Origin of the sequence: Agarivorans sp. TSD2052, assembly GCF_023238625.1 — a bacterium.
Lineage (GTDB): Bacteria > Pseudomonadota > Gammaproteobacteria > Enterobacterales > Celerinatantimonadaceae > Agarivorans.
This window is the reverse complement of sequence record NZ_CP096670.1, coordinates 4134692-4158871: the sequence shown is the minus strand read 5'-3', so window position 1 is coordinate 4158871 and position 24180 is coordinate 4134692. Positions and strand designations below refer to the sequence as shown.

25 protein-coding genes are annotated in these 24180 nt (G+C 42.5%); 15 read left to right on the top strand and 10 right to left on the bottom strand.

Annotated elements, in window-relative coordinates; genetic code table 11:
• Positions 1–5 precede the first annotated feature (5 nt).
• The 3 genes from M0C34_RS19055 to M0C34_RS19045 all read left to right on the top strand — a co-directional run bounded on the left by M0C34_RS19055 (position 6) and on the right by M0C34_RS19045 (position 2460).
• The gene (locus M0C34_RS19055; RefSeq protein WP_248713235.1) at positions 6–536 is read left to right on the top strand and encodes a hypothetical protein; all 531 of its coding nucleotides are present in this window, start codon (positions 6–8) and stop codon (positions 534–536) included.
• Positions 537–555: 19 nt separating this feature from the next.
• On the top strand, positions 556–1101 hold the full coding sequence (locus M0C34_RS19050; RefSeq protein ID WP_248713234.1) for a DUF2301 domain-containing membrane protein: 546 nt from the start codon (positions 556–558) through the stop codon (positions 1099–1101).
• Between the two features lie 204 nt (positions 1102–1305).
• On the top strand, positions 1306–2460 hold the full coding sequence (locus M0C34_RS19045) for an MFS transporter (RefSeq protein ID WP_248713233.1): 1155 nt from the start codon (positions 1306–1308) through the stop codon (positions 2458–2460).
• Positions 2461–2560: 100 nt separating this feature from the next.
• Here the strand turns inward: M0C34_RS19045 and M0C34_RS19040 are convergent, their stop codons facing one another.
• Entirely contained in the window at positions 2561–2737 is a 177-nt protein-coding gene (locus M0C34_RS19040) for a hypothetical protein (RefSeq protein WP_248713232.1), read from the bottom strand.
• A 256-nt stretch (positions 2738–2993) separates the two neighbouring features.
• Between M0C34_RS19040 and M0C34_RS19035 the strand changes: the two genes are divergently transcribed.
• Positions 2994–3578, top strand: a complete 585-nt coding sequence (locus M0C34_RS19035) for a DUF1287 domain-containing protein (RefSeq protein WP_248713231.1) — start codon at positions 2994–2996, stop codon at positions 3576–3578.
• 64 nt (positions 3579–3642) lie between these two features.
• Here M0C34_RS19035 and M0C34_RS19030 read toward each other — a convergent pair whose 3' ends face one another.
• A complete protein-coding gene (locus tag M0C34_RS19030) occupies positions 3643–4539 on the bottom strand; it encodes a LysR family transcriptional regulator (RefSeq protein ID WP_248713230.1) in 897 nt (298 codons plus the stop codon).
• 106 nt (positions 4540–4645) lie between these two features.
• Between M0C34_RS19030 and M0C34_RS19025 the strand changes: the two genes are divergently transcribed.
• Entirely contained in the window at positions 4646–5215 is a 570-nt protein-coding gene (locus tag M0C34_RS19025; protein ID WP_248713229.1) for an NADPH-dependent FMN reductase, read from the top strand.
• Positions 5216–5275: 60 nt separating this feature from the next.
• Here the strand turns inward: M0C34_RS19025 and M0C34_RS19020 are convergent, their stop codons facing one another.
• The gene (locus M0C34_RS19020) at positions 5276–6055 is read right to left on the bottom strand and encodes an ABC transporter permease (RefSeq protein ID WP_248713228.1); all 780 of its coding nucleotides are present in this window, start codon (positions 6053–6055) and stop codon (positions 5276–5278) included.
• A 122-nt stretch (positions 6056–6177) separates the two neighbouring features.
• Entirely contained in the window at positions 6178–7302 is a 1125-nt protein-coding gene (locus tag M0C34_RS19015; protein WP_248713227.1) for a GGDEF domain-containing protein, read from the bottom strand.
• A 307-nt stretch (positions 7303–7609) separates the two neighbouring features.
• Here M0C34_RS19015 and M0C34_RS19010 point away from each other — a divergent pair, with 307 nt between their 5' ends.
• Complete coding sequence (locus M0C34_RS19010) at positions 7610–8254, top strand: YceH family protein (RefSeq protein ID WP_248713226.1); 645 nt, start codon at positions 7610–7612, stop codon at positions 8252–8254.
• 43 nt (positions 8255–8297) lie between these two features.
• Here the strand turns inward: M0C34_RS19010 and M0C34_RS19005 are convergent, their stop codons facing one another.
• Both M0C34_RS19005 and M0C34_RS19000 read right to left on the bottom strand, forming a co-directional pair.
• Complete coding sequence (locus tag M0C34_RS19005) at positions 8298–9440, bottom strand: HlyD family secretion protein (RefSeq protein ID WP_248713225.1); 1143 nt, start codon at positions 9438–9440, stop codon at positions 8298–8300.
• Entirely contained in the window at positions 9440–9847 is a 408-nt protein-coding gene (locus M0C34_RS19000) for a DUF3302 domain-containing protein (RefSeq protein WP_248713224.1), read from the bottom strand. The genes M0C34_RS19005 and M0C34_RS19000 overlap by 1 nt, the downstream gene beginning before the upstream one ends.
• A gap of 180 nt (positions 9848–10027) precedes the next feature.
• Between M0C34_RS19000 and M0C34_RS18995 the strand changes: the two genes are divergently transcribed.
• On the top strand, positions 10028–10954 hold the full coding sequence (locus M0C34_RS18995) for a sialidase family protein (protein ID WP_248713223.1): 927 nt from the start codon (positions 10028–10030) through the stop codon (positions 10952–10954).
• A gap of 64 nt (positions 10955–11018) precedes the next feature.
• Here M0C34_RS18995 and M0C34_RS18990 read toward each other — a convergent pair whose 3' ends face one another.
• From M0C34_RS18990 to M0C34_RS18975, 4 genes are all read right to left on the bottom strand, one after another.
• Positions 11019–12020, bottom strand: a complete 1002-nt coding sequence (locus M0C34_RS18990; RefSeq protein WP_248713222.1) for a DUF2860 domain-containing protein — start codon at positions 12018–12020, stop codon at positions 11019–11021.
• Positions 12021–12303: 283 nt separating this feature from the next.
• Positions 12304–12762, bottom strand: coding sequence for an aspartate carbamoyltransferase regulatory subunit (gene pyrI / locus M0C34_RS18985; protein ID WP_248713221.1), 459 nt, complete (start codon positions 12760–12762; stop codon positions 12304–12306).
• Complete coding sequence (pyrB, locus tag M0C34_RS18980; protein ID WP_248713220.1) at positions 12762–13694, bottom strand: aspartate carbamoyltransferase; 933 nt, start codon at positions 13692–13694, stop codon at positions 12762–12764. The genes pyrI and pyrB overlap by 1 nt, the downstream gene beginning before the upstream one ends.
• Before the next feature lie 113 nt (positions 13695–13807).
• Positions 13808–14167, bottom strand: a complete 360-nt coding sequence (locus tag M0C34_RS18975) for a TraR/DksA family transcriptional regulator (RefSeq protein WP_248713219.1) — start codon at positions 14165–14167, stop codon at positions 13808–13810.
• A 322-nt stretch (positions 14168–14489) separates the two neighbouring features.
• Here M0C34_RS18975 and M0C34_RS18970 point away from each other — a divergent pair, with 322 nt between their 5' ends.
• The 8 genes from M0C34_RS18970 (at position 14490) to M0C34_RS18935 (ending at position 24177) form a co-directional block, all read left to right on the top strand.
• The gene (locus M0C34_RS18970) at positions 14490–15572 is read left to right on the top strand and encodes an extracellular solute-binding protein (protein ID WP_248715667.1); all 1083 of its coding nucleotides are present in this window, start codon (positions 14490–14492) and stop codon (positions 15570–15572) included.
• A 405-nt stretch (positions 15573–15977) separates the two neighbouring features.
• Entirely contained in the window at positions 15978–16574 is a 597-nt protein-coding gene (locus M0C34_RS18965; protein WP_248713218.1) for a PEP-CTERM sorting domain-containing protein, read from the top strand.
• A 111-nt stretch (positions 16575–16685) separates the two neighbouring features.
• Entirely contained in the window at positions 16686–18098 is a 1413-nt protein-coding gene (locus M0C34_RS18960; protein ID WP_248713217.1) for an undecaprenyl-phosphate glucose phosphotransferase, read from the top strand.
• Positions 18099–18191: 93 nt separating this feature from the next.
• Entirely contained in the window at positions 18192–18725 is a 534-nt protein-coding gene (locus tag M0C34_RS18955; protein WP_248713216.1) for a polysaccharide biosynthesis/export family protein, read from the top strand.
• Positions 18726–18761: 36 nt separating this feature from the next.
• The gene (locus tag M0C34_RS18950) at positions 18762–21023 is read left to right on the top strand and encodes a GumC family protein (protein WP_248713215.1); all 2262 of its coding nucleotides are present in this window, start codon (positions 18762–18764) and stop codon (positions 21021–21023) included.
• Positions 21020–22444 carry an oligosaccharide flippase family protein gene (locus M0C34_RS18945; RefSeq protein ID WP_371923092.1) on the top strand — a complete coding sequence of 475 codons (1425 nt, stop codon included), beginning with the start codon at positions 21020–21022 and terminating at the stop codon, positions 22442–22444. The genes M0C34_RS18950 and M0C34_RS18945 overlap by 4 nt, the downstream gene beginning before the upstream one ends.
• Positions 22413–23216: a hypothetical protein gene (locus tag M0C34_RS18940; RefSeq protein ID WP_248713213.1), complete on the top strand. Its 804-nt coding sequence runs from the start codon at positions 22413–22415 to the stop codon at positions 23214–23216. Before M0C34_RS18945 ends, M0C34_RS18940 begins: the two co-directional genes overlap by 32 nt.
• Positions 23206–24177, top strand: coding sequence for a hypothetical protein (locus M0C34_RS18935; protein ID WP_248713212.1), 972 nt, complete (start codon positions 23206–23208; stop codon positions 24175–24177). Before M0C34_RS18940 ends, M0C34_RS18935 begins: the two co-directional genes overlap by 11 nt.
• Positions 24178–24180: the final 3 nt, after the last annotated feature.

Genomic DNA, 24180 nt, shown 5'->3' with positions numbered 1-24180 from the left:
GGCTTATGAGCTGGCGTTTTACACGGACACAGGTTTTAGTATCTATTGGTTTGCTGTTCAATATTGTCGCAGCGCTAATGACCAACTTTTATATTGATAGCGTGAGCCAAGAGGCCCATCAGTGGGTACAACAGCAACAAGCTAATGATAATCTTATTAAGCAGACTTGGTTACAAATAGAGTCATTAGAACGCAAGCGAGAGCTGATACTGAACTTGGTGAGTAACGAGGCGCAAACCCAGCGAGATATTCCTATGGCCGTGCAGCAATTACTGGCTAAGGATCTACAGTATTGGCTAGAAATGGGTGAGGTCCCTAGCATCAGTTTAAGTAACGTAAATCAGTTGGACACCCTTGTATCAACAGTGCAAAGCCAACTGCGTGAACGTATCGACAATTGGTATTTGCAAAACATTGATTTTATGAGCACTTACACCGAACAAATGGGTACAATCTCTAGTTTGCGTAACCTAGCCTTGTTTCTACAAATCATGGGCTTAGCCTTGATTTTAGCAAGAGATTTAAGCCGAACCTAGTATTCTAAAGGAGTTAGCATTGGCTAATATTGAGCACCAAGAGCAGCTAGATGTTGTTGATAAAGTGAGTGTTGTACTGTATCGCATGGCTTGGGTAGTGGTAACGCTCTCTTTTGGCTGGGCCAGTTACAGCGGAGCTTATCAGCATTCTATTTGGCAGCCCTTATGGTTACTGGCGGTGGGCTGCAGTTTGTTGGCGCATAACCTTCATATCTATAACAAGCTTATTCGTTATTTGGTGGCTGCCTGTGGGTGGCTAGCCTTATGGTTGACGATGAGTTATTACCTCTGGCATTGGCCATTTATGGCTATGTTTTCGCTAGGGGCTTTTTATGCCGTAATAGGTGCTCTAGCGTATAAAGAAAGCTTTTGTTTTAACTTGGGTTTACTGCGCTGGATGCCATTACTGCTAGTGGCAGACTGGGTACTAAGCTTAGGCGATTGGCAAGCTTTACGGGTTGTTAGCTTATTGCTTGCGGCGATTGGCTGCTTACTCATCGCTTATCATAAAATCAAACAGCCGCTGTATTACGACATCGGTAAGCGCAGTCACTATCAGCTGTAATCTTTATAAGCGTGAGTCGTTTTTTGAGAGGGCGACTGGATTGACTACCGGGATTAATGCGTGAAATCCTCGTAGTAGCAAGAGCATGCGCATCTTATAGTCAGCGGTAAAAAATTGCTGCTTAAACGAGTCTTCGGCTACTTATTGATTAATTTTCAACGTATTATCTAGCTCAAGTTAAACGCTGTTATTGCTAGAGTTTACATGTTATTACTGGTTGTTATCTACTTAGCTTTCATTAGTTTAGGCCTGCCCGATTCGCTGTTGGGATCTTCTTGGCCAGTTATCAGCACCGATTTAAACACCAGCCTAGAATTTGCCGGGGTGGTGTCTTTTGTTATCAGTGCAGGCACGGTCATCTCAAGCTTAGTCGCTACACGAGTGATCCATTATTTGGGCACCGGTAACGTGGTCGCCATTAGCGTATTGATGACCGCATTGGCCTTGCTGGGGTTTAGTGTTGCCAGCAGTGTGTGGTTTTTGGTGTTACTGGCGGTTCCACTGGGCTTAGGTGCTGGGGCAGTCGATGCCGCCTTGAATAATTTTGTAGCCCTACATTACAAATCAAAACACATGAATTACTTACATTCTTTCTGGGGCGTTGGGGCCACCGCTGGGCCGTTAATTATGGCAGTTTACATTAGCCAGCAAGATGGGTGGCGCGATGGTTATTCAAGCATTGCTTATATTCAGTTTGCTATCGTCGCGGTACTTATCATGGCATTACCGCAGTGGAAACGGGTAAAACTAAGCTTAAGTTCTGTAAAAGAAGGCGAACCTTCGCAGTTTGTTACTAACTCAATGGCCCTTAAGATCAACGGGGTCAAATTGCAGCTAGCGATGTTTTTTTGCTACTGCTCGCTAGAGGCAGGGACAGGCTTATGGGCAGCCAGCTATTTAATTATTGAAAAAGGGATCACCCCTGCTGATGCTGCATTTTGGACCGCTATGTACTATTTAGGCATTACCATTGGGCGATTTATTTCAGGCTTTATTGCCGAACGATTCAATGAAGACCGACTGGTGCGTTATGGCGTGGCGATTATCTTTGTGGGGGTAAGCTTAATGTTGGTACCTTTATCACCGCTATTCGCCAAAATAGGTCTGCTATTCATTGGTCTAGGATGCGCACCGATATACCCTAACACCATTCACCTAACACCGTTGCGGTTTGGTAAACGTTCTTCTCAAGCCATTATTGGTTTGTCTATGGCTACTGCCTACGTGGGGACCACTTTAATGCCGCCATTTATTGGCTTACTCACCACCTCGTTTTCCTTCATGGCGTTGCCGCTCGCCTTGTTAGTGTTTTGTGTGGTGATGCTATATACGAGCGAACGGCTAAAGCAGTTAGCTTAACAAACCTTGCTGAGTCGGCCTAAGTCGTGTGTTTGCCAACCAGTAAACTGCAGCGGCTTAACCCTCGCTGCAGCTTACTTTTTTAAATTAAGCTTCGCGCTTAGTTCGACAGTAACGCTATCAGTTCATTCTCTGTTGCTGGGACTTTTTCTAATTCTATTCCAGCCGATACCCCACCTTTAAGCATATAGGCAGACGTTCCGCAGTGATCGTAATGAAACCACTGTCCGTCAATGCATACGTCGGTGTAACACCGCGGGTCTTGTATTAATTCCATATCACTACCTCAAGCAGAATTATTTACGCTCTTTCAACATAAACCAAGAGGCAGAAAATAAAATATGATCCAAATCAACGGATGGTTTCAGCTACCTCTATGGTGTTAGGGATTATTGTGTAAAGAGTGAGATGGATCTGCTACTGCACTAGATCTGGTCAGTAACCATTTAGGCGCTGCGCCAATAGATAGGCTGATTACCTCAAGTGTAATTGTGTATTATGTTGACAATGTAGTCATTGCGTCTGGAGTAATAATGCTGAAGTGGGGAGTGGCACTAAGCCTTAGCTTATCGCTAATTGGCCAAGTGCAAGCGCTTGAAAATGAACTGGTGCTCGCAGCATTAAAACGTACTCAGCAGCCAGTGACGTATGACGGTTCGTATTTTTCTTTAGATTACCCCAATGGTGATGTGCCCGCACATTTGGGGGTTTGTACCGATGTGGTGATTCGTTCATACAGGGCCATTGGTATCGATTTACAAGTGCAGGTTCATGAAGATATGCAGCAACACTTTGCCGCTTATCCCTCAACGCGTATTTGGGGTTTAAGCCGCACTGATAAAAATATCGATCATCGAAGAGTGCCCAATCTACAGGTGTTTTTTGCGCGTAACGGCGAATCTTTTAGCATTACACACAGTGCCGATAGTTATTTACCGGGCGACATTGTCACCTGGATGCTTCCCGGAAACCTGCCACATATTGGCATCGTGACCGATAAGCTAGCGCCTAGTGGTAGGCCTAAAATTGTACATAATATCGGTCTAGGCCCGCAGCTTGAAGATATGCTATTTGATTATAAAATTACTGGGCATTACCGCTATCACCCTGCCTTATAGCGGTGAGTTGCGTTGCTAGTGTTGATGCGCCAGTTTAAGATGCTGTTCGACAAAAAACGTGGTTCTATTTTTGTTGATGCATTGCCTTAAAGCGCTGCTTTAAAAACTGGGTGAAGGCTTGTACTTTGCTAATGCGGTGCATATCTACGTGAGTCGTTAGCCATTGGGGGATTGCCCATTGTACAGGTGGTTCGATTAACGGGTATAAGTCTGGATGTTGCTTGGCTAACCAGCAGGATAAGGGGGCTGCGCCAAAGCCTGCCTTTATTGCTGGGATAAAGGCGTTAAAGTCGTTCACTCGCAGGCTAATTTGCTGCGGGTCTACTTGGCTATTCATCCAATGAATCGCACTAATTTGCGAGTAGGGCTCGATGGTGGAAATAAGTCGATGCCCGACAACCTGCTCTAACGAGCGTATACAGCCATATTGTTGAACATAGCTTTTAGACCCGTACAAGGTCATCGGGATTTCCCCTAAGTGTTGCACCACGTAATCCAAGTCTTTGGGTTTATTGCCAGGGCGAATACTTACGTGTGCTTCACCATGTTCTAGCTTTAGAATTCGGCTATCGGCCGCGTATTCCATTTTAATACTGGGATAAAGTGTCTGAAATTCAGCCAACAAGGGCAGCAGAATGTCTGCCATATTGTTTACCGTAGTGAGCACTAAGGTGCCAGAGAGTTGGTTATCTGTTCCTGCCAGCTTACCCAATAAACGGTTGAAGTCGTTTTGAGTATTTTCGGCAGCTTGGGTTAGCATTATACCGGCTTCGGTTGGCTGGTAACCGCGAGCGTGGCGATGAAATAAACGGGTGCCTAAGCGTTCTTCTAAGGCATTTATCCGTCGTAATACCGTACTGTGGTGAACATCTAAGGCTTCTGCCGCGGCGGTAAGCGTACCTAAGGTGGCAACCTGATAGGCAATGTGGATGTCGTTCCAATCACTTTTGTGTGCATTCATGCACAGAAGTGTTGCACAGGTACTATTTTTCTTCAAATTTGCTTGTGTAACAATGCTCTCAAATCGAACATAAATTCCACTTTCAGGCTAAACCTAGGAGCACAACATGATTAAATTAATCGCTATTGCAGGCAGCTTACGCGCTCAATCTTTTAACAAAAACTTGGTTAAAATAGCCGCTCAAGGTGCAGAAGATGCGGGGGCCGAAGTGCGTTATGTCGACTTGGCTGATTTTTCCATTCCGCTTTATTCTGAAGATTTAGAAGCCGAGGGAACGCCTGCTTCTGTGAACGACTTAAAGCATTTGTTCGCTCAAGCCGATGGTATTTTGTTAGCCAGTCCTGAGTATAATGGCTCTATCTCTGGGGTGTTAAAAAACGCCTTGGATTGGTTATCGCGCCCGTCCAAAGATGCGGAGATTGGCCCCGCTTTCCAAGGCAAAGTTGCAGGCATTATGGCGACATCTCCTGGTGGTTTAGGGGGGATACGCGGTCTGGCGCATACGCGTGATATTTTGTTCAACTTAGGGGTAATGGTTAGCCCTAAGCAAGTGGCCGTGGGCTCGTCTTATCAAGCGTTTAACAGCGAAGGCCAGTTAACGGACACTGATATGGAGCAGCGAGTAAAAGCCTTGGGGGCAGAGGTTGCCGAGACAGCTAAACGCTTAGCAAGTTAAACGAACAAACGACAAGGCTCATTTAATGGTGGCGGCTTACGGCTGGCCGCTCCCGTTTAACTAGCGGCTTGTCAATTTCACCAAACCGGTTTGGCTAATGGCAATGCGAACCGTCAAGCTTAAGGTGGTCGCGATAGAAATACTCAGCATCACAAAAATAGCGATAAGAATGACTAGCTGATACTTAACGGCGATGATGGGGTCACTGCCAGCCAAAATTTGTCCGGTCATCATCCCTGGTAGAGTGACTAGCCCTACCGTTGTCATTGAGGCCAGCACTGGCGCAAAAGATTGCTGCATAGCGGTTTGCACAAAGCCCAGAGTGGCTTGTTGGCGGTTGGCGCCTAACGCTAAGTAAGCTTCATATTCACTGGTTTTTTCGCTTAAGGCGTTAAATAAGCGCTGTAGTGCAACAATGTTGGCACTAAGGCTATTGCCCAATAACATGCCCGCTAAGGGAATTAAGTATTGGGCACTGTAAACAGGGCTGGGTTTGAGTAAGGCAAAGAGCAAAATCAGTAACAGTGGGCTTAGCCCTAGTATCAAGCCGCTGAGTACCGGAATAAATAGGGCTTTTTGTGGCAATTTAGCTTTGCCAATAATGGCACTAGCGCCTACAACAAGCATTAGTGCTAACCAAAGTACATTTACCCAAAGACTGTCTAAATCAAATAAAAATTGTAGGTAAATGCCCAGCAATGCCAGCTGCACTGCCATTCGCACTAAGCTAATAGCGATGTCTTTGCCAAGGGAGAGTTGAAAGTGCCAGTTGATTAATACTGGGATAAGCAATACCGCACTAAACATTGCAAGAGCAGACCAACTAATGTCTATCGTCACCGGTGATTTCCATCCTACACAACAAGCAAGAAAAATGGCGCTAAAGCCAAACTATAACTAGTGTAGCGCGCCATTTTCTCAGAGTCTTGTATTGGGGTGGGCCAAAATGTTTGTGCGGCTGTTTAGCTAGCTTGTTTGGCTGAATCAGTTTGATATACCCGAACACAGTTTTTGCCTTCGGCTTTAGCTTGGTAAACGGCTTTGTCTGCCGCTTTCATCATTTCTTCATGGTGCTGCATCTTGTCGTTACGGTGGGCAATCCCTACACTTACACTGACCTTGTATTGTTGCTTGTTGATTTGCATTGCGTCGATACGCTCACGTATGTCGTTACCTAAACGTAGGCTGCCTTGCGCATCGGTATTGGGGCAAATCAACAAAAACTCATCACCACCTAAACGTGCTACTACGTCGTCATTTCTCACTGATTCACGTAATGATCTTGCTAACAACATAAGCACGGCATCGCCCGCATCATGACCATTACGATCGTTAATCTGTTTGAAATGGTCAGCGTCAATCATCATGCAAGCTAAAGGGGTATCTTGTTTTAAAGATTGTCGCCACAGCTCTTTTAATTGGATCATGGCATGGCGTCGATTAGGCAAACCAGTGAGTACATCAGTATGCGCCAACGATTGCAGATGGCGATTAGTTTTTTGTAAGGCTAAGGTTCGCTCTTGTACTTTCTGCTCAAGATTTTGGTTGAGCTCGAGCAATTCGTGATTGCGTAAACTTACCTGATGAAATAAACCGCGTAAAGCGGCAATTAGCGGTTCGGTGGCTAAGTCGGCAGGCTGCTCTGTTTTGCTAAAAGCCAGTGCAGGTGGATCACCAGCTTGGATATATTCTAGTTGCTTAGCAAGCACTTGATCGATGCCCAATATGTGATAGGCCAACCATTGAATCAGGTAGTCGAGCAGGTGCTTAACTTTTTCTTGTTGGCTGTTGCTATCAAGTACCTTGAGGTTGGCAACTTCCGCTAAAAATTCATGATGAGCTTTGATGTGAGCTTTGCGATGTCTGGGATCAACCCGATTCACCGCCATCAGTGTTTCTTCTTCTTGGAAGTGCTCAATAACATAACGATTGAGTTCTACAGACAGTGATTCAATCGCTTCGCTAGGGGTATCTTGTTCGGTGAGTTGCTCACCAATCTGATTGATAAGATCGATCAAATTACGGTGCTGTTGATCAACCGTAGTTAAACCTGTCTCAAAGTCAGAAGTCCAACGAAATGATTCCATATCCTGCTGTCCAGCCTATCAATAATATAAGGACTAAAACTCAATGGTGGCATACTAGGTTTAGCTCACCAAAAGAAGGGGGCTACCTTACCGACTAATTAGAACAGTAAAGCTAATCTATATCAAAAAAACATCAATTCAAAGGCAGTTTATCAGGCTTTTCTTCCATTTTATGCCTTTGCTTATGCCTAAATATTGTTCAAGAAGATTAAACTTTTCGGCTATGCTGTTTCGCTGCAAAATATTGGCGTATGCTAATCTACAAGGCGAAAGCTGCTGTTATTACAATCTGCTAGAGAGGTGATAAGTGGAACAAAATTTAACCTTAGAACAAACCCGTGTTATTGGCGCACTGTTAGAGAAAGAAACCACCACTCCAGACCAATACCCTTTGTCGCTAAATGCCCTAACCTTGGCGTGTAATCAAAAAAGTAACCGTGAACCAGTAATGGCCCTATCAGAAGCTGAGGTTCAAGATGTCTTGGTGCAGCTGCAGCAATTACGCATGGTTACCGAGGCCCCGATGGCTGGCCGCGTGGTGCGTTATCAACATCGTTTCTGTAATTCTCAATTTGGCGGTTTACAGTTAGATGAGCAACAACGAGCGATTATTTGTTTGATGTTTTTACGTGGCCCACAAACGCCGGGGGAATTGCGTACGCGCAGTCAGCGCCTAGCTAATTTTGCTAGTGTGCAACAAGTAGAACAAAGTCTGCAGGCACTGGCCGATCACGACAGCGGTAAATTGGTGTTAAGGTTAGAGCGTGAGCCAGGCAAGCGTGAATCACGTTACGCCCATCTATTCTCTGGTGAGCCGACCTTGCCAGCAGCCAGCAGTGTTGCAGCAACCCCAGTCATTGTTGAACAACACACTGATTTACAACAGCAAATAAACTTGTTGCAACAAGAGTTAGTCGCGTTAAAACACCGCGTAGAAGAATTGGAAAAATAAGATAAGGCCAGCAATCTGCTGGCCTTATCTTTTAGCTGCTAGCTTAGTGGAAGGGGAAGATGTAATTCACCCATCCTTGCATTCTCAATAATACTTTTCTGATTACCGATACATGATGGAAGTGGTCAGTATAAATGGCAACATGGCCACTGATTCCCATCGGGAAGTGAAATTCGTCAAAGCGTTCTTCGGGGTCAATAATCACTAAAGCGCGGCTATGTTTAAAGAAAGTTTCTGCGCCGCGTAAATTACCATTGGCCTGAAATTCACCTTCGGCAATCGTGGGCATGACTTGCCTTACGGTTCCTTTAAATACAATACCTGGTTGGGCGCTAACAATGAACTCTGCTTGGTCGCCCGATTTAAGACGCTTAATTGAGTTTTCCCAAAAGGCACCGACAAACATCGCCTCTTCTTTAGGGATAAAGGTCATTACCGGTCTTAAGGGCATTGGCACTGCTACCATCCCTTTACGTAGGCCGACTTGTGTCACGTAGCCGTCGGTAGGTGCATGGATCACGGTTTGTTCTAAGTCGAACAGTGCCTTATCCAATTGGCTTTGTAAGCTGGCCACGCTGGTGTTTACGCCGTCAAAGGTAGACTCGTAGGCTAATTGAGCTCGCATTTCATTGGCGTCTGCCACTTGTAATTGTGCTTCGGCAGCCAGATAAGCTTGTTGACGATTTTCTACTTCTAGCTCACTAAATGGGCTATTTTTTCCGCCTTTCTTTCGGCCATCGGCATAGCGTTGGTAAGCTTGTTGAGTTCTATCGCGCACCGCTTTGGCTGACGCGGTAGTCGCTTTAGCACTGGCCAATTGGGCATACAGTTGTGGTACTTGTTGCTGAGCCGCCGCCAATTCGGCTTGGCGTTGCCGCACTATGGCTTCAAAGGGCTCAGGGTCAAGTTTAAACAGTACATCACCTGCCTTGATTAAGCGGTTGGGTTCAACTGGCACGTCGATCACCTTGCCACGCACTAAAGGCATAATAGGCACCGAGGTATACACTTGGCGAGCGTTGGCGGTATAGGGGTGGTTATAGTTCATTAATATAATTAATGCCCCAATGATTATTACCCCACCTAATACGGCGGTAGGCACGGTCCACTTAGTTAAGGGAATATTGAAAATTTTGAATATGGCAATACACATGCCGGTATAAGTGAGGATAAGCAATAAATCCATTATTGGTTCTCCTGTTGTTCTAGTTGTTGCACATGTTTACTAATAATGGCCACTTGGCGTTTCAATTTGCTGATTTCGGCGGCCATTTCATCTTCACGAGATGCTAGCTGCTGCTCTTTTCCTTCGAGCTGTTGTTGCCTATCTTCAAGCGCTTGTTCTTGTTGTTCAAGCTGTTTAAAACCCCAACCTCGGTCTTCGCGGTATAAGGTGGCCCAGATCCATAAAAAGGGCCAAAGAACATGTAAGGTAAACAAGCTAACCCAACCGGCAACATGAATCGCATCTTGATGGGGATGGTTGCGATGCTTTGATATTTCATAGGGGATATCGTGAATGGCGATAATGCCGTAAAACAAGGTTAGGCCTACAAAGAACAGTAAACCCAGCGCGAAAAAATCCAAAAACATAGTCCCTCCTTGGGATATCTTTGCGATTAATTGAAACTAACATTCAGCTTAAATCAAATGGGTCGATAACGATACTAAGCAATTAAGTATTGATAACGATAATGGTTAAGCGGCCTTATTTTGTATTCGCGAGCTAGGCTTAACTGTTGCGGTAGTGTCATCAACACCATAGAGGTCACCATGAAGTTATGTTTGGTAGAACAGGTTTGGGATAAAGGCGAGCACAACGCTTTTACAGACTTATGCGATTTTAACTCAGCATTGTGGTTGTGTTTTCGTGAAGCCGAAGGCCATGTCAGCCCAGAGGGTGATATTCGTATTCTGCGTAGAGCGGATGATCAGAGCCATTTCAGCGCAGCGGCATTGATTCATGTAGAGGGTATCGATTTACGTGACCCCAAGCTGGTAGAAAGCCCAGATGGTAAGTTACTACTCACTTGCGCTGGGGTAGACCGCAGTGCAGAGCGCCAAATAATCCAAAGTTATATTGCCTGGTCTAGTGATGGCATCACTTGGTCTGAGCTTAGCCCTCAAGGCGAGCAGGGCATGTGGTTATGGCGCAGTCGCTACCTGAATGATGTGGCGTATTCAGTGGCTTACAATTACAGCCTAGATAAAGTGAGCTTATATAAAATGGATGCTGAGCAGCAATACCAGTTACACGTAGACCCTTTATTTAGCCTTGAACAAAACGGTTTAGCTTACCCCAATGAGCATGATCTTGCCTTGTTAGATGATGGCTCGGCCTTGTGTTTATTACGCCGTGATAAAGACAGCGGCACTGCCCAATTAGGTTCAGCTACCGCGCCTTACCTTAACTGGGATTGGCTAGACTTAGGCGCACAAATTGGCGGCCCAGTAATGCTTAAACTTGATGATGGCCGAGTATTATGCGCGGTACGTTTATATGAGCCGGTGCGTACCAGTTTGTGTTGGCTTCAGGTAGAGCGGGGCCAACTGAAAGAAGTGCAGGTTTTACCCTCTGGTGGAGACACCAGTTACGCTGGGCTAGTGCAGCGCGGCGAGCGCATCTATTGTAGTTACTACTCTAGCCACCACGATAAAACGGCTATCTATATGGCAGAGTTAGATTTAAGCCAAGAGTAAATAGCTAAACCACGGCAACAAAAAAGGCAGCTGTAATAGCTGCCTAAATGATCCGCTGTTGCTACTAGAACTTATAACCAAAGCCAAAGGCTGCTATGCCACCTTTGCTATCGTAGAACGTAATGTTTGAGTCGGTATCGTTGTAGCCACCCAATATATTAAACATGGCGTTTTCCCAACCAAAAGGTTGTTGATAAACGTAGATGGCAAACAGTGATATTTTGTCGTCTTTTTGGGTTTGATTATCAAATACAGGGTTGCTTCCAGAGTATTTAGTTTGGCCATATTCAGCGTTTACAGTGAATAGATGCTGACCAGAGCGGTACAAACTGTTTAAGCGCAAAGCATATTGGTCAAAGTCGTTGGCGCTGCCATCAGCTTTGGCGGTGGTATATAACAAAGCGGGTGATAAAAACCATTTGCGCGACAAAGGCACAAAGGTTTCGGCAATAACACGGTGTAAATCGGCATTACGGTTCAGAGCTTGGGCTTCGCTTGAATTTGCCCCGAATAATGCCACTCCACTTTGCTCGTTATCTACGGTGCGTTTAGCGTAGGCATATTCTAGAGTTAACGGGCCATCAGCTATCGCTTCGTAACGTATCCGCCCACCTTGGTAGTTCTCATCGGTTTCTTGTCTGGCGACATTAGTATCATAGGGGTCACTCCATGTGTCATTCATGAAAGGTAACTCGGGGAAGTAAGCAGCAGTAATTTTACTGCGATCGCTTAACGCTCGGGTGTAACCGAGCTCGTATTGAAATTGTGCTCTGCCTAAATTCTCGCGGCTGTTACCTAAGAAAAATTGGTTTTTAAGATCTTCGGTGGTGTAGTCAACACGGACCAGTGGGTAAACAATCACTGAGCTAGAGCTTTGACCGTTGTTGTTAAGATCTTTGGTGATTTTATTATCGTCATCGGTAGAGAATTGGTTTTGGCCGCTTACGTAACCGACGTTTAAGTTGATGGTTGCAGACCAGCCAGACTCTTCGGCTAACGGTCGAGCATCTGCGGCAACACTCAACAACATACTACAGCACACTAACGAGCTTACTCGTTTAAACATTCGTCACATCCTTGTATCTGGGTAATCTTAGTGAAATCATTATCTTGGATTAATACTACTAACGTTAATGATAGATGAATAGATCAACGTTTGTTTTATCTTTTACTCAACGTAAACTAGCCGCTATTTGTACCGTTAGCCACTGAAGCGCTGCGCTCCCTGCTTAACAGGCGCTAGCTTGAAAGACTTGTTCGGTTTTTGTTGCGTATTAAAGGGTTGAGTGTGGATAGAAAAACAGAGCGACTGGCGCTCTGTGGTTGATTTATATCGCTTAGTGCAGACTTTAATCTAGCTCTGAGAATAAACTGCGGTCAAAAGATTTTTCACAGTAGTGACATTTCAGTTTGATGTCTGTTTTTTGGTGTCTTACATAAAAATGGCTGTCGATAGGTTCGTTATGGCTTATACAATTACTATTTGGGCAAGCAAACACCGCCTTGATATAGTCGGGCGTAGACACGTGGAACTTTCTCACCACCTCAAAATCTTCAATTAAGTTAATGGTGGCATTGGGGGCAAACAAGGCCAACTGATTGGCTTGGTTCTCATCAAAAACGGTATTTTCAACTTTGATCAAATCTTTTTGTTGTTGCTCTCCGCTGGGTAAGTTTAAGCCAACGGTAATTCGTTCTTGAGCTGCCGATAGTTGGAAAAACTTTAATATCTTAATGCCTTGCCCTGCAGGCACGTGGTCAATCACTGTTCCGTGAGCAATCGCTTCAACTTGCAACTTCTTCTTCATTATTGCGCTCCAAATTCGTTAGTCATAATTAGCGCTAATAAGGCTTGGCGCGCATAAACACCGTTCTCGGCCTGCTCGAAATAATAGGCATAAGGTGTGTTATCAACGTCGGTAGTAATTTCGTCAACTCGTGGTAGCGGATGCAAGATCTTAAGGTTGTCTTTGACCTGCTCAAGCATATTGGCGCGTAGAATAAAGCTTGATTTAATATGTTGGTATTCAGTTTCGTCGAAACGTTCTTTTTGCACGCGGGTCATATATAAGATGTCGAGTTCGTCCACCACTTCTTCAATACTGTCGTGCAGACTGTATTTGATTTCTCGCTCGTTTAACTCTTCAATAATATAGTCGGGCATCGCCAGTGCCTTGGGGGCAATAAAGTAAAATTCGCAGCCAAAGAGTGACAAAGCTTGAGTGAGAGAGTGAACCGTGCGGCCATATTTTAAGTCACCGACAAAAGCGACTTTTAAGCCTTCTAAACTACCTTGGGTTTCAAAGATCGTGAACAAATCTAGCAAGGTTTGGGTAGGGTGCTGGTTTGAACCGTCGCCACCGTTAATCACCGGTACATTCGAAAATTCGCTGGCTAAGCGCGCGGCACCTTCTTGTGGGTGACGCATAAAAAAAGCATCACTATAAGATGAAATAACTTTTACCGAATCAACTAAGGTTTCACCCTTCTTGCCTAAAGAGGTGTTGCCACCATCGGCAAAACCTATCACGCTGCCACCTAAGCGCTGAACGGCCGTTTCAAAAGATAAACGAGTACGGGTTGAAGCTTCAAAAAAACAGCTGGCAACAACTTTGTTTCGTAATAACTCTGGGCGTGGTTGTTGCTTGATGCTAGTGGCTGTGTCGACGATTAACTCAAGCTCCTGACGGGATAAATCAGGGATAGAGATAATGTGCTTTTGATAAAGCGGGTTGTTCATGCTCGCAGATCCTAATCCGATGTGAAATCGGAACAGAATTATAGCAGCGAGCAGTCCCAGTGAATATGATCTTAGTAAGGAATACCAAGATTAATTTCTTTTAGCGTAAAACCTTAGGCGTATTGACTACTTTTTCGTTCGCGATAATCTTGGCAATCAATACAATAGCGCGATTCTGGGCGGGCATTAAGGCGGGCGGTGCTAATATCTTCGCCACAGCCTTCACAAAAGCCATAATCTTGCTCTGCAATACGGCGCAGTGCATCTTTTAAGCTTTTAACGTGGGCGAGGTCATGTTGGCGACGGTTTAGCTGGAGTTGTTGAGACTCTTCTTGGTTGGCGCGATCGACGTCGTCACCTAAATCAACTTTATCTTTGAACAGCTCGTTGTCTTGCTCTAGGCGCTGTTGAGTTTCGTTCAATTGCTCGGTGAGTTGTTGACGAATGGTCTCAATTTGTTGGTCGCTAATCATTTTTTTGAATGTCTTCCTTCCTATTGCGTTAAGCGCTAACGATTACCTTATATGTAACGCTAATAACCCAAAAATTAGTTAATCGACAATTTTAACCACTAGTAAAGCCTTTTCAAAGTGCTTTTTTGGATAAATGTTAGCCAGCTAGCACTTGGGTTTAGATAAATTACCCGTTATTATCTCGCGGCGTTTGCTGGTGGAAGAAAAAGTGCGCTTTTTTGTCAGTTTTCACCCCGCAAACTACACTAATAAGGTATCAAACAAGATTTCTGTGATTTCGTATCACACCCTATTGAGGATTGTATGAGTGAATAAAATAAACATGTTGTTGGTTGGGCTTTTGGCATTGGCCACTAACGCAGTAATAGCTCAAGAAGAGAAAGTACTGAATGTTTACAACTGGACTGAGTATATTGCAGAAGACACCATTGCAGAGTTTGAAAAAGAAACTGGCATTAAAGTCATTTACGACGTCTTTGATTCTAATGAAGTATTAGAAGCTAAGTTACTATCAGGTAACACCGGTTTTGATATTGTTGCGCCGTCTCATGACTTTTACGGTAGACAAATTACCGCAGGGGTATACCAACAGCTAGATCGCTCTAAGCTGACCAATTGGGATAACCTTGACCCAAAACTACTCGCCACCTTAGATAGTTACGACCCAGGTAACCTGTATGGTATTCCTTATATGTGGGGAACGACCGGTATTGGCTACAACGTTAATAAAGTAAAAGAAATTCTTGGCGAAGATGCCGATCTTAACTCTTGGTCTTTGGTCTTTGATCCTGAGATTGCCGGCAAGCTAAGCCAATGTGGTATAGCATTTTTAGATGCGCCAAGTGAAGTGATAGCAGCTATGCTGAACTACATGGGCAAAGATCCTAATAGTACTAAATCGTCTGACTATAAAGGTGAGATAGAAAACTTAATGGAGCAATTGCGTCCTAACGTTCGCTACTTCCACAGCTCTCAATACATTAACGACCTAGCCAGTGGAGACATTTGTGTGGCGATTGGGTGGTCTGGCGATGTACTTATGGCGGGTGACCGTGCAGCTGAAGCTGATAACGGGGTTGAGCTAGAATACATTATCCCTAAAGAAGGCGCAGGCGTTTGGTTTGATATGTTTGCCATCCCTAAAGAAGCCAAACACCCAGAAAATGCCCATGCGTTTATCAACTACGTATTGCGCCCTGAAGTGATTGCCAAAGTGACTGATTTTGTTTGGTATGCCAATCCAAATATTAAAGCCACTGCCTTAATCGACCCAGAGATTGCCCAGCACCAAGGCATTTATCCCAATGAAGATGCCGCTAAAAATCTCTACGGCTTTGTAAACGTACCCCCAAAAGTAGAACGCACCCGCACTCGTCTTTGGACCAAGTTTAAAACGGGTCGTTAACATACATATTTAAGCCATTTAAAAGCCAGCGTATTCGCTGGCTTTTTTTGTCGGTTAATTTTACACCTGTACCAATCTTATTGATATTCTGGCTAATAGTGAATGGCCAGCAGAAAGCTCCTTTACCCTCTCTACTGATTTATTTGTTAAGAATAAAGCGCTGCTGTAATAAACAAACAGCAGTGGATAATAAAAACAACATAAATGGTAAGTTAAGCCTTATTCGTCTAATTAATTTACATACCGAATATATTAACAAGTCCTTAACAACCTAGGAGATTAATAAAAAAACCTTTAAAAACAGAGGGTTAAAAAAATGTGATCTTGTTATCACTTTTGGCTTGGTGATTGCTATGTTACTTACGACAGTTGTTGCTTTTCACTTTTTTGGTAAGGATAACCGCAATGAAAGCTTCCATCTTTTTTTTAATCACAGCGTTAATCACATTTAATACTTCGGCCGGGATTATACCGGTTTCAGAAAACCCCGCAGAGGCTGCAGGGCCGCTGGTATTTTTAGCCGGTGGTGCATCACCCCATCAAAACCCTGCACTATACCCAGTAGCAAGCTCTGCCAGCACCGTTGATATAAACGACGATGTTAGAGCAACTGTTAGCTTTGACTTACAGGCTTTAGATTTTGCTTCAGATGAAGGTGCATTCCCATACGATAACGGTTTTTTAGACCTTACCTTCCTTTGGTATTTCGGCGGTGTTGAGCAAGGGTTTAATTATAGCTATATCTCATGGGCAAGTATCCTTGACCAGCAGTTATTAGGTTTAAGCTTGTTGACCTTTGTGTCTGATGATTACCTTTTTGCCAATAACTTATTACAAGTAGGCGAGTGGTCACTTTACGCCTATGCCGAACAACAATACGTGGGTGGGTCATTATTTAACGTTACAGAAACGGCTCCAGTACCAGAGCCTGCATCAATTTTGTTGTTTGTGTTGTCTGTTGCCGGTGTATTTGGCCGTCGTTTATTGCGAACAAAAAACTAATTGATATAAGTTAAGCAGCAGGAGAACGGATTCCCGCTGCTCACCTATGTTGTGCAATAAAGCACCAATATAGGCACGTTTTAGCCAACAAGCTTGGCACAAGGATGTGTTATGGGAAACGAAAGAAATGGCTTTGTTCGCAGCCACGAGTTTGAGTTAGCGCTTGTTTATCGCATTACCGACTTAGTGATCATTTTTGCTACGCTAGCATCATTAGCGTGGTGGAGAAATGGCCAGGTAGACGGTGATTTCAGGCTGTTAGCCATTGGCTTAGGCATGGTGTTTCTGGTTATTGCAGAGTCTTTCACTTTGTACCGCTCATGGCGGATAGCCTCAGTGAAAGAGCAAGCGCAAACAACATTAAGTGTTTGGCTGATAACAGTGGCAATAATACTCGCGATTAACTATTTCTTAAAAGTTTCTGATAACTACTCACGGCTAGTATTTGGCGGTTGGCTGTTAGTCACGCCTATCGCATTGATTGTATGGCGGATGGTATTTCGTGAAGTACTCGCCTTATTAAGAAAAACTGGCTACAACACTCGTAAAACCCTCATTATTGGTGTATCTGAAACAGGCTTAAGGCTACACCAAGAGCTGATATCTAACCCCGACTTAGGTTTACACTTTATTGGTTTCTTTGATGATCGCGACAGTGCTCGCCTAGGCGACGACTCTCATTATTTTGGGCCGGTAGGCTCGGTAGCTAAAGCCTTAGAGTTAGCTAAAAATGGCGAGGTAGACCATGTGTATGTGGCGCTACCAATGCATGCCAAAGATAGAATCACCGGTTACCTCAAACAGTTGTCAGACACTACCTGCACCACCTTTATTGTTCCCGATTTTTTCACTTATAACTTGATTCACTCGCGTTGGAGCAGCTTAGGCAATATTCAAACAGTGAGTGTATTCGACAGCCCGTTCCGAGGTGTATTTAGTGTAACTGTAAAGCGGATTCAAGATGTGGTGTTAGCCAGCATTATTATCACCTTGATCAGCCCGCTGATGTTAGCGGTAGCCATTGGCGTAAAACTGGGCTCTGCGGGGCCAATATTGTTTAAGCAAGACCGCTATGGCCTAGACGGTAAAAGAATTCGCGTTTGGAAATTCCGCTCTATGAAGGTAATGGAGAATGGCGGCACAGTGACCCAAGCTACCCAAAATGACCCACGGGTTACCCCCTTTGGCGCATTTATTCGCCGCACTTCACTAGACGAACTTCCGCAGTTTTTTAATGTGCTATTTGGCAGCATGTCGATTGTTGGGCCGCGCCCACATGCGGTAGCGCATAACGAAGAGTATCGACAAGTGGTTGACCGCTACATGCTGCGCCACAAAGTTAAACCCGGCATTACTGGCTGGGCGCAAATAAATGGCTGCAGAGGCGAAACCGACACCCTAGACAAAATGGAGCGCCGTATTGCCTATGACCTGGAATATATCCAGCTATGGAGCTTATGGATGGACATTAAAATTGTCTATAAAACCATTTTCAAAGGTTTTCGCAGCGACCAAGCCTATTAAGGCATTAGATATGCAAGGGAGTATATGAAAGTTACCCGAGTCACTACTGTTATTACCAGTGTGCAATTAATCTCCATAACAGAGGTGGTTTAAATGTTGATAAAGTTACAGCGTATTTTATTAGTTTGTAGTTTGTTGCTGCCTATATTTAATAGCTATGCGGCCAATGAAGACAATTACCGCTTAGGGCCTGGCGATGTAATCAACATTAAAGTGTATGGTGAAGAAGACCTAAGCATGGAGCTGTTAATAAACAACAGCGGCAAAATTGATTACCCCTACCTCGGCCGTTTAAGCGTGAGCGGTGCAACCAGCCAAGAGCTAAAACAAACTATTCAAACCGGCTTAAAAGGTGATTATTTAATTCAGCCGAAGGTAGCCGTAAATATTGTTCAATATAGACAGATATTTATCAACGGTGAGGTAGAAAATCCAGGAGGGTATGCCTACCAACCGGGTTTAACTATAGAAAAAGCTATTGCACTTGCAGGCGGTTTCACCGAACGCGCATCCAAAACCAATATCAATTTGAGTTCTGGCGCTAATAATAGCCTTGTATCTAAGGCGACGCTCAATTCTAAAATTCAAGCTGGCGACATTATTGTTGTGAAGGCGAGCTTTTTTTAAGTCTTGAGGCTATCGAATGAACAAGGATGTATAAACGTGAATAAACACTCGAGTATCAATGTTCACCATATTGACAATGACTTGATAAATCAGCAGATCGTGGCTGCTAAGCGATTTGAGTCTAATGAGGAGTTGATTGATTTAGGGCAATACTTTATAGCAGTTTTGAGATATTGGCCGATGATAATAGGCTTTACTTTCATTGTGGGTCTATTAGCTACTCTAATCGCTTTTTCTATAACGCCCGTATATCGAGCAACAGCAGTGTTGTTGATCGAAGCTGAACAGCGAAATGCAGTTTCTATAGCCGAGGTGATAGGCGTAGATACATCTAAGCAGGAATATTATCTCACTCAATTCGAGCTGCTTAAATCTCGAACTATTGCTCAGAAGGTTATAGATAAATATAAACTAGGTGAGTTAGCGGAGTTTAACGGTCAGAAGGAACTTACTAACTTTGATAAGCTAAAAAATCCAATAGGTACTTTGCGGGGATACGCTCAAGAGTCGGTTTTGGTTCAAAGTTGGTTACCGCCGCAACAAGCTGCTTCTGATTTAGATATGCAAGAAGCGTTATCTCAAAGGGTTATGGCGGAATTTCGTAAAAGATTGATCGTTAGTCCGATAAGAAAGACACAGTTAGTTAATATTAGCTTTGAGTCTGGGGATAAGCGCTTAGCAGCAGCGTTAGCGAATGCGGTTGGGGAAGCTTACATAGAGAACAATCGAGACGCACATTTACAAGCGAGTCAAGAAGCAACAACCTGGTTAGAAGATCGTTTGACAGAACTAAAGACAGCTGTCACATTTTCTGAAAATCGATTAACAGGCTTTTTGGAGAGAGAAGGCTTAGTAGATGTGAGTGGTATCGATAGTTTAGCTTCTGCTGAATTAAGTGATATTAGTCGTCGTTTAAGTGATGCTAGAGATCGAAGAGTTGCAGCGGAATCGTTGTTTTATGTACTGCAAGATAACCGTAATGCAGGGATTGCTCAGCTATCATCTATATCAGCAATATCTAACCATCCGCAGTTAAGAGATGTGCGATTAGCTGAAATAGAAGCGGAACGTTTAGTTTCTGAGCTAAGTAAACGTTATGGCCCTAAACACGACAAAATGATTCAAGCGCAAGCTCAGTTAGCCTCAGTGAAAGACAGAACAAGAAAAGTGCTTAACAGCTTGGCTACGGGGATAGAGAAAGAGCTTAATGGTGCGAGAAAGCAAGAAAATGCAATTCAAGCTGAATTGAATGGGAAAAAAGATCAATTCCAAGGGATTGCGGTTAAGAGAGCGACATATGACGCTCTTAAGCGGGAAGTAGAAAGTAATCGTAAGCTTTATGACTTATTTCTAAATCGACAAAAAGAAACAATGGCCACCATGGATTTCCAGCCTTTAGTTGCTCGCTTTAGTGATTTAGCTAGTGTTCCGTTGGTTCCTGCGAAACCGAGAAAGATGGCGATTATCGTAATATCAGCTCTAGTATCCTTCGTTTTTACTATTTTCTTTTCATTAATCTGTCACTCAGCAAAAAATACAATTGAATCTGTTTCTGATATTCAAGAAAAGCTCCACCTAGCTCCCCTAGGTTCAATTCCCCTATTGAAAGGTAGGCAGTTTGCGAAAATGGCGCTTTTATCTGAGGCGTACTTTAATAAGAAATTTAATCATTTCAGTGAGGCCGTTAGGAGCATTCGAACTTCATTACTGCTTAACATGGCTGGAAAAGAAAGAAGTTTAATAGCTGTATCATCAGCTGTTCCTGGTGAGGGAAAAACTACGGTTTCTATCAATCTAGCTTTATCAATGGCCCAAATGGAGAAAACGCTATTAATAGATTGTGATTTACGGAGGCCATCGGTAGGCAAAAGGTTTGGCCTCAAAGTTTCCCATTTAGGACTTAGCAATTTGATACTGATGGGAAGTGACATGGATGAGTGTATCTACTTACATGAAAAGTCCGGGTTAAGTGTTTTGCCAGCAGGTATGTTAGTTCCTAATGCACAGGAGTTACTCGCCAGTCAGAAGTTCATTGAACTAATAGCATCGCTTGAAAAGCATTACGACAAGATAATTTTTGATACGCCTCCCGTGGTGGCAGTTAGTGATGCTCTGATTTTGGGGAAAATAGCTGGCGGTTGTGCTTTGGTTATTGGATCAGGTACTACAAAACTAAAGCAACTTAATGGCTCTATAGCCAAATTTGTAGACCACTCTATACCTATAGACGGAGTTATCTTAAATCGGACGGTCGCAAAAAGTAGTGAAGATTATGGCTATTATGGGTACTCGTCTTGAAGAATCTTTTAACTCTACCTACTTGCCATCCAACGTGGGTTATTATCAATCACGGCCTATGTAAGTTGCTAATTGCTATGAAGTTTCTTTTTGCTGCCAAATGCTTTGGGCCAGAAGTGATGGGTATAGTAGGTCTTTTGCTAATTCTTTATGCGATAGTGGAATCTCTTTCGGAGTTCGGATTAATAGGGGCTATCGTTCAAGCTGAGAGGTATCCAAGTGAAAGTGATTTAGATTCCATTTGGTTGGCGCTTACACTTCGTGGTGTGGTAATCGGGATCATAGTATTTTCTATTCCAACTTTAACTAATTATGTAACTAATACTTCTGAGACGTTGGTATCTGCTTTATGTCTTGCAGTTTGCGCTTTGTCTAAATCTATGGTTAGTCCAAACTGGTATATTGCATTAAGAGAGAGGAACTTCAAAGAGATATTTTTCATAACTTTTTTAGGAGTGTCTTTTGATTTTCTAATATTTGTAGGTTTGATTCTTCTTGATGTCAAATTTGTGGCAATATTTATAAGCTTGGCCGCAGGTGAAATAATAAAACTGATCCTTACTTATCTATTATTTGGCACTGATAGGAAGCTATTTATTAGGTTTAAAAGTTTCAATATAGATATTAAAAAATACTCAAATTTCGGTAAGTGGATTTGGTTGAATAATATAATTAATTTGTTGTTAAATCAGTCTGACAAGTTAATTACTGGTCTGATTTTGGGGAATGCTAGTTTAGGGATATACCACATGAGTAATCGCCTAGCACAACTAGGAATTTCAGAGTTTTCTATGGCTTATAGTAAGTACCTCTTTCCTTCATTTTCTAGAATGAACGAAAAAGATGTTAATAATATGACTAGGTTTATGACCAAATCATTATCGCAAATATCGTTGTTAGCTTTTTCTTCTGTGATTTATATGTTCAGTATTTCTAGCTTACTTCCTATTTTACTGGGAGAAGAGTGGAAGGACGGTATTATAGTCTTAAAAATATTATCTATCACAATGGCTATAGGAAGTCTCATTTCTGTAATGGTTGTATACCATAGAGCTTTAGGGAACCCTAAACTGGTAACTTCTGCAGCAACAATTCAACTTATTATATTTATACCAGTCCTGCTAGCATTAACATACTTATATGGAGTTCATGGGGCAGCATCGAGTACTGTTATTAGTACGGCCATATGCTTTGTTTTTCTAATAAAAAATGTTCCATTTGACTATTCGGTTTTGTTTTCAGTTTATAGAAGTTGTTTAGTTCCATTCATATTTTTCATTATTGTAGTTTTGATTAGTGATGTATTTGATGGATATATCATTAAAACTGCAATAAGTACATTTGGATTTTTAATTATGTTGTTTTCCTTAGTACTAGGGAGTAGAGCGAGTGAAACTTTCTATAAATTTTGCAGACGATAAATTTGAGGCGTTTAGGAAGTGGAATACTTACACGGCAAAAAACAAAGGTAAAGTGGATAAAGTTTTTGAGTTTAAAAAAGAAGACATGGATGATGATTTTGTAGAAAATAACTCTGAAGTATTAAATAGGAAAAGAGGCGCTGGTTATTGGCTTTGGAAACCATATTTTATAAAAAAGGTTATGGATTCTGCAAATGACGGAGATTACATAATGTATTGTGACTCAGGTACAATTTTTATTAATAGCGTAGATTTACTTATTGATGTTATGGATGAGGATGGTAAGTCTGTAATGTTATTTGAACTGCCTCTTATTGAGCGGCAATGGACAAATAATTACTTATTCAACTTTATGGGTTTGGAAACTAGTGAATACAAGGATTCTAATCAAATTCTCGCGTCATATATGCTATTTAAAAAAACGCCATATTCTGTTTTTTTCGTTAATGAGTATTTAAATCTTTGTAGAAAAAAAGAATTAGTGACCGATGATATGACAACGGAATCTGAAGAAGCTTTTGATCATAGACATGACCAATCTATTTTAAGCTTGTTAGCAAAGAAAAATGGTCTAATACCTTATAGAGACCCGTCAGATTATGGGGAGTTTCCAAGCCAATACTTTTCTATGAATAGATTGTTTAGAGTCAACGATAGAAGAAGTAAGTATCCAACCATACTTTTGTCAAACAGAAAGGCTAATCCAATCAAGTACTACTTTAAATTTAGGATTAAAGCTTTATTAAGAAAGGTAATAGGGAATGGATTTTAACTTTTATTCTAGGCTTGAAAGTGGTCATCGCATCGAATATATAGATTTTTGTGAGAAAAAACTAAATGGCAGAAGGTGCTCATTATTGACTGCTATGTTTACTAGAAAACCTGTCCTTTTCCTTATGGTAGAAGAAGGTTTTGTTATGTATTTTCTAGTATCTTTGTTAAGGAGTCTATTTTTAAGAAGAACGTCCGGCTTAGTATTTCGAGGTGTGGATGTGCTTAAGAGCGGAATTATGAAAAGTGGTGTAAAAAAAAATGCAATGGGTTTCACAAGACGAATAAAATTTATAAATAACATTTCAATTGTACCATTTTATGTTGAGCCAGAATTAGAAAGCATATGTGATGAATGGATATATGATTTTCAATTCTGGGATAGAGATGTTCTATGTAAGAGTGTAGGTGGAGTCGCGTGTATCGATTTGGAACGCAGGATTAGGGAAGCTGCTAATGGGCGAAAAATATTATCTGCAATCGGTAAGCAAGATAAAAGTAAAGGTTTCGATTCTTTCATTGCGTTGTATTTATCCTCCGAAAAACTACGGGAAAAATACCTATTTGTTGCGGCTGGTAAGGTTTCTGGTTTCGATGAGACCCAGATACTAAAGTTTACCAATTCGGGAGGGCTAGTTATCGATAAAAAGATATCAAGCGCTGAACTTGTGGCGATGTATAAGGTGACAGATGTTGTTTGGGCAGCTTATTCACCGGAATATGACCAATCTTCAGGGGTTTTTGGAAGGGCATTGCAATACGAAAATTTTGTAATAGTTAGAGCTGGTTCAGTCATTAGCAAAATTGTGAAAAAAGTTAAATCAAGCTATTTAGAAGTGCAATTGGAAGAATATGATGTAACTGTTGAAAATTTGCTAGGTTTTAATTTTGTTGTTAACGATGAATTGATGCTAATTAATGATCAGAATAAGCTTGTTGATATTGTTTCAGGTGACTTTTAGTTA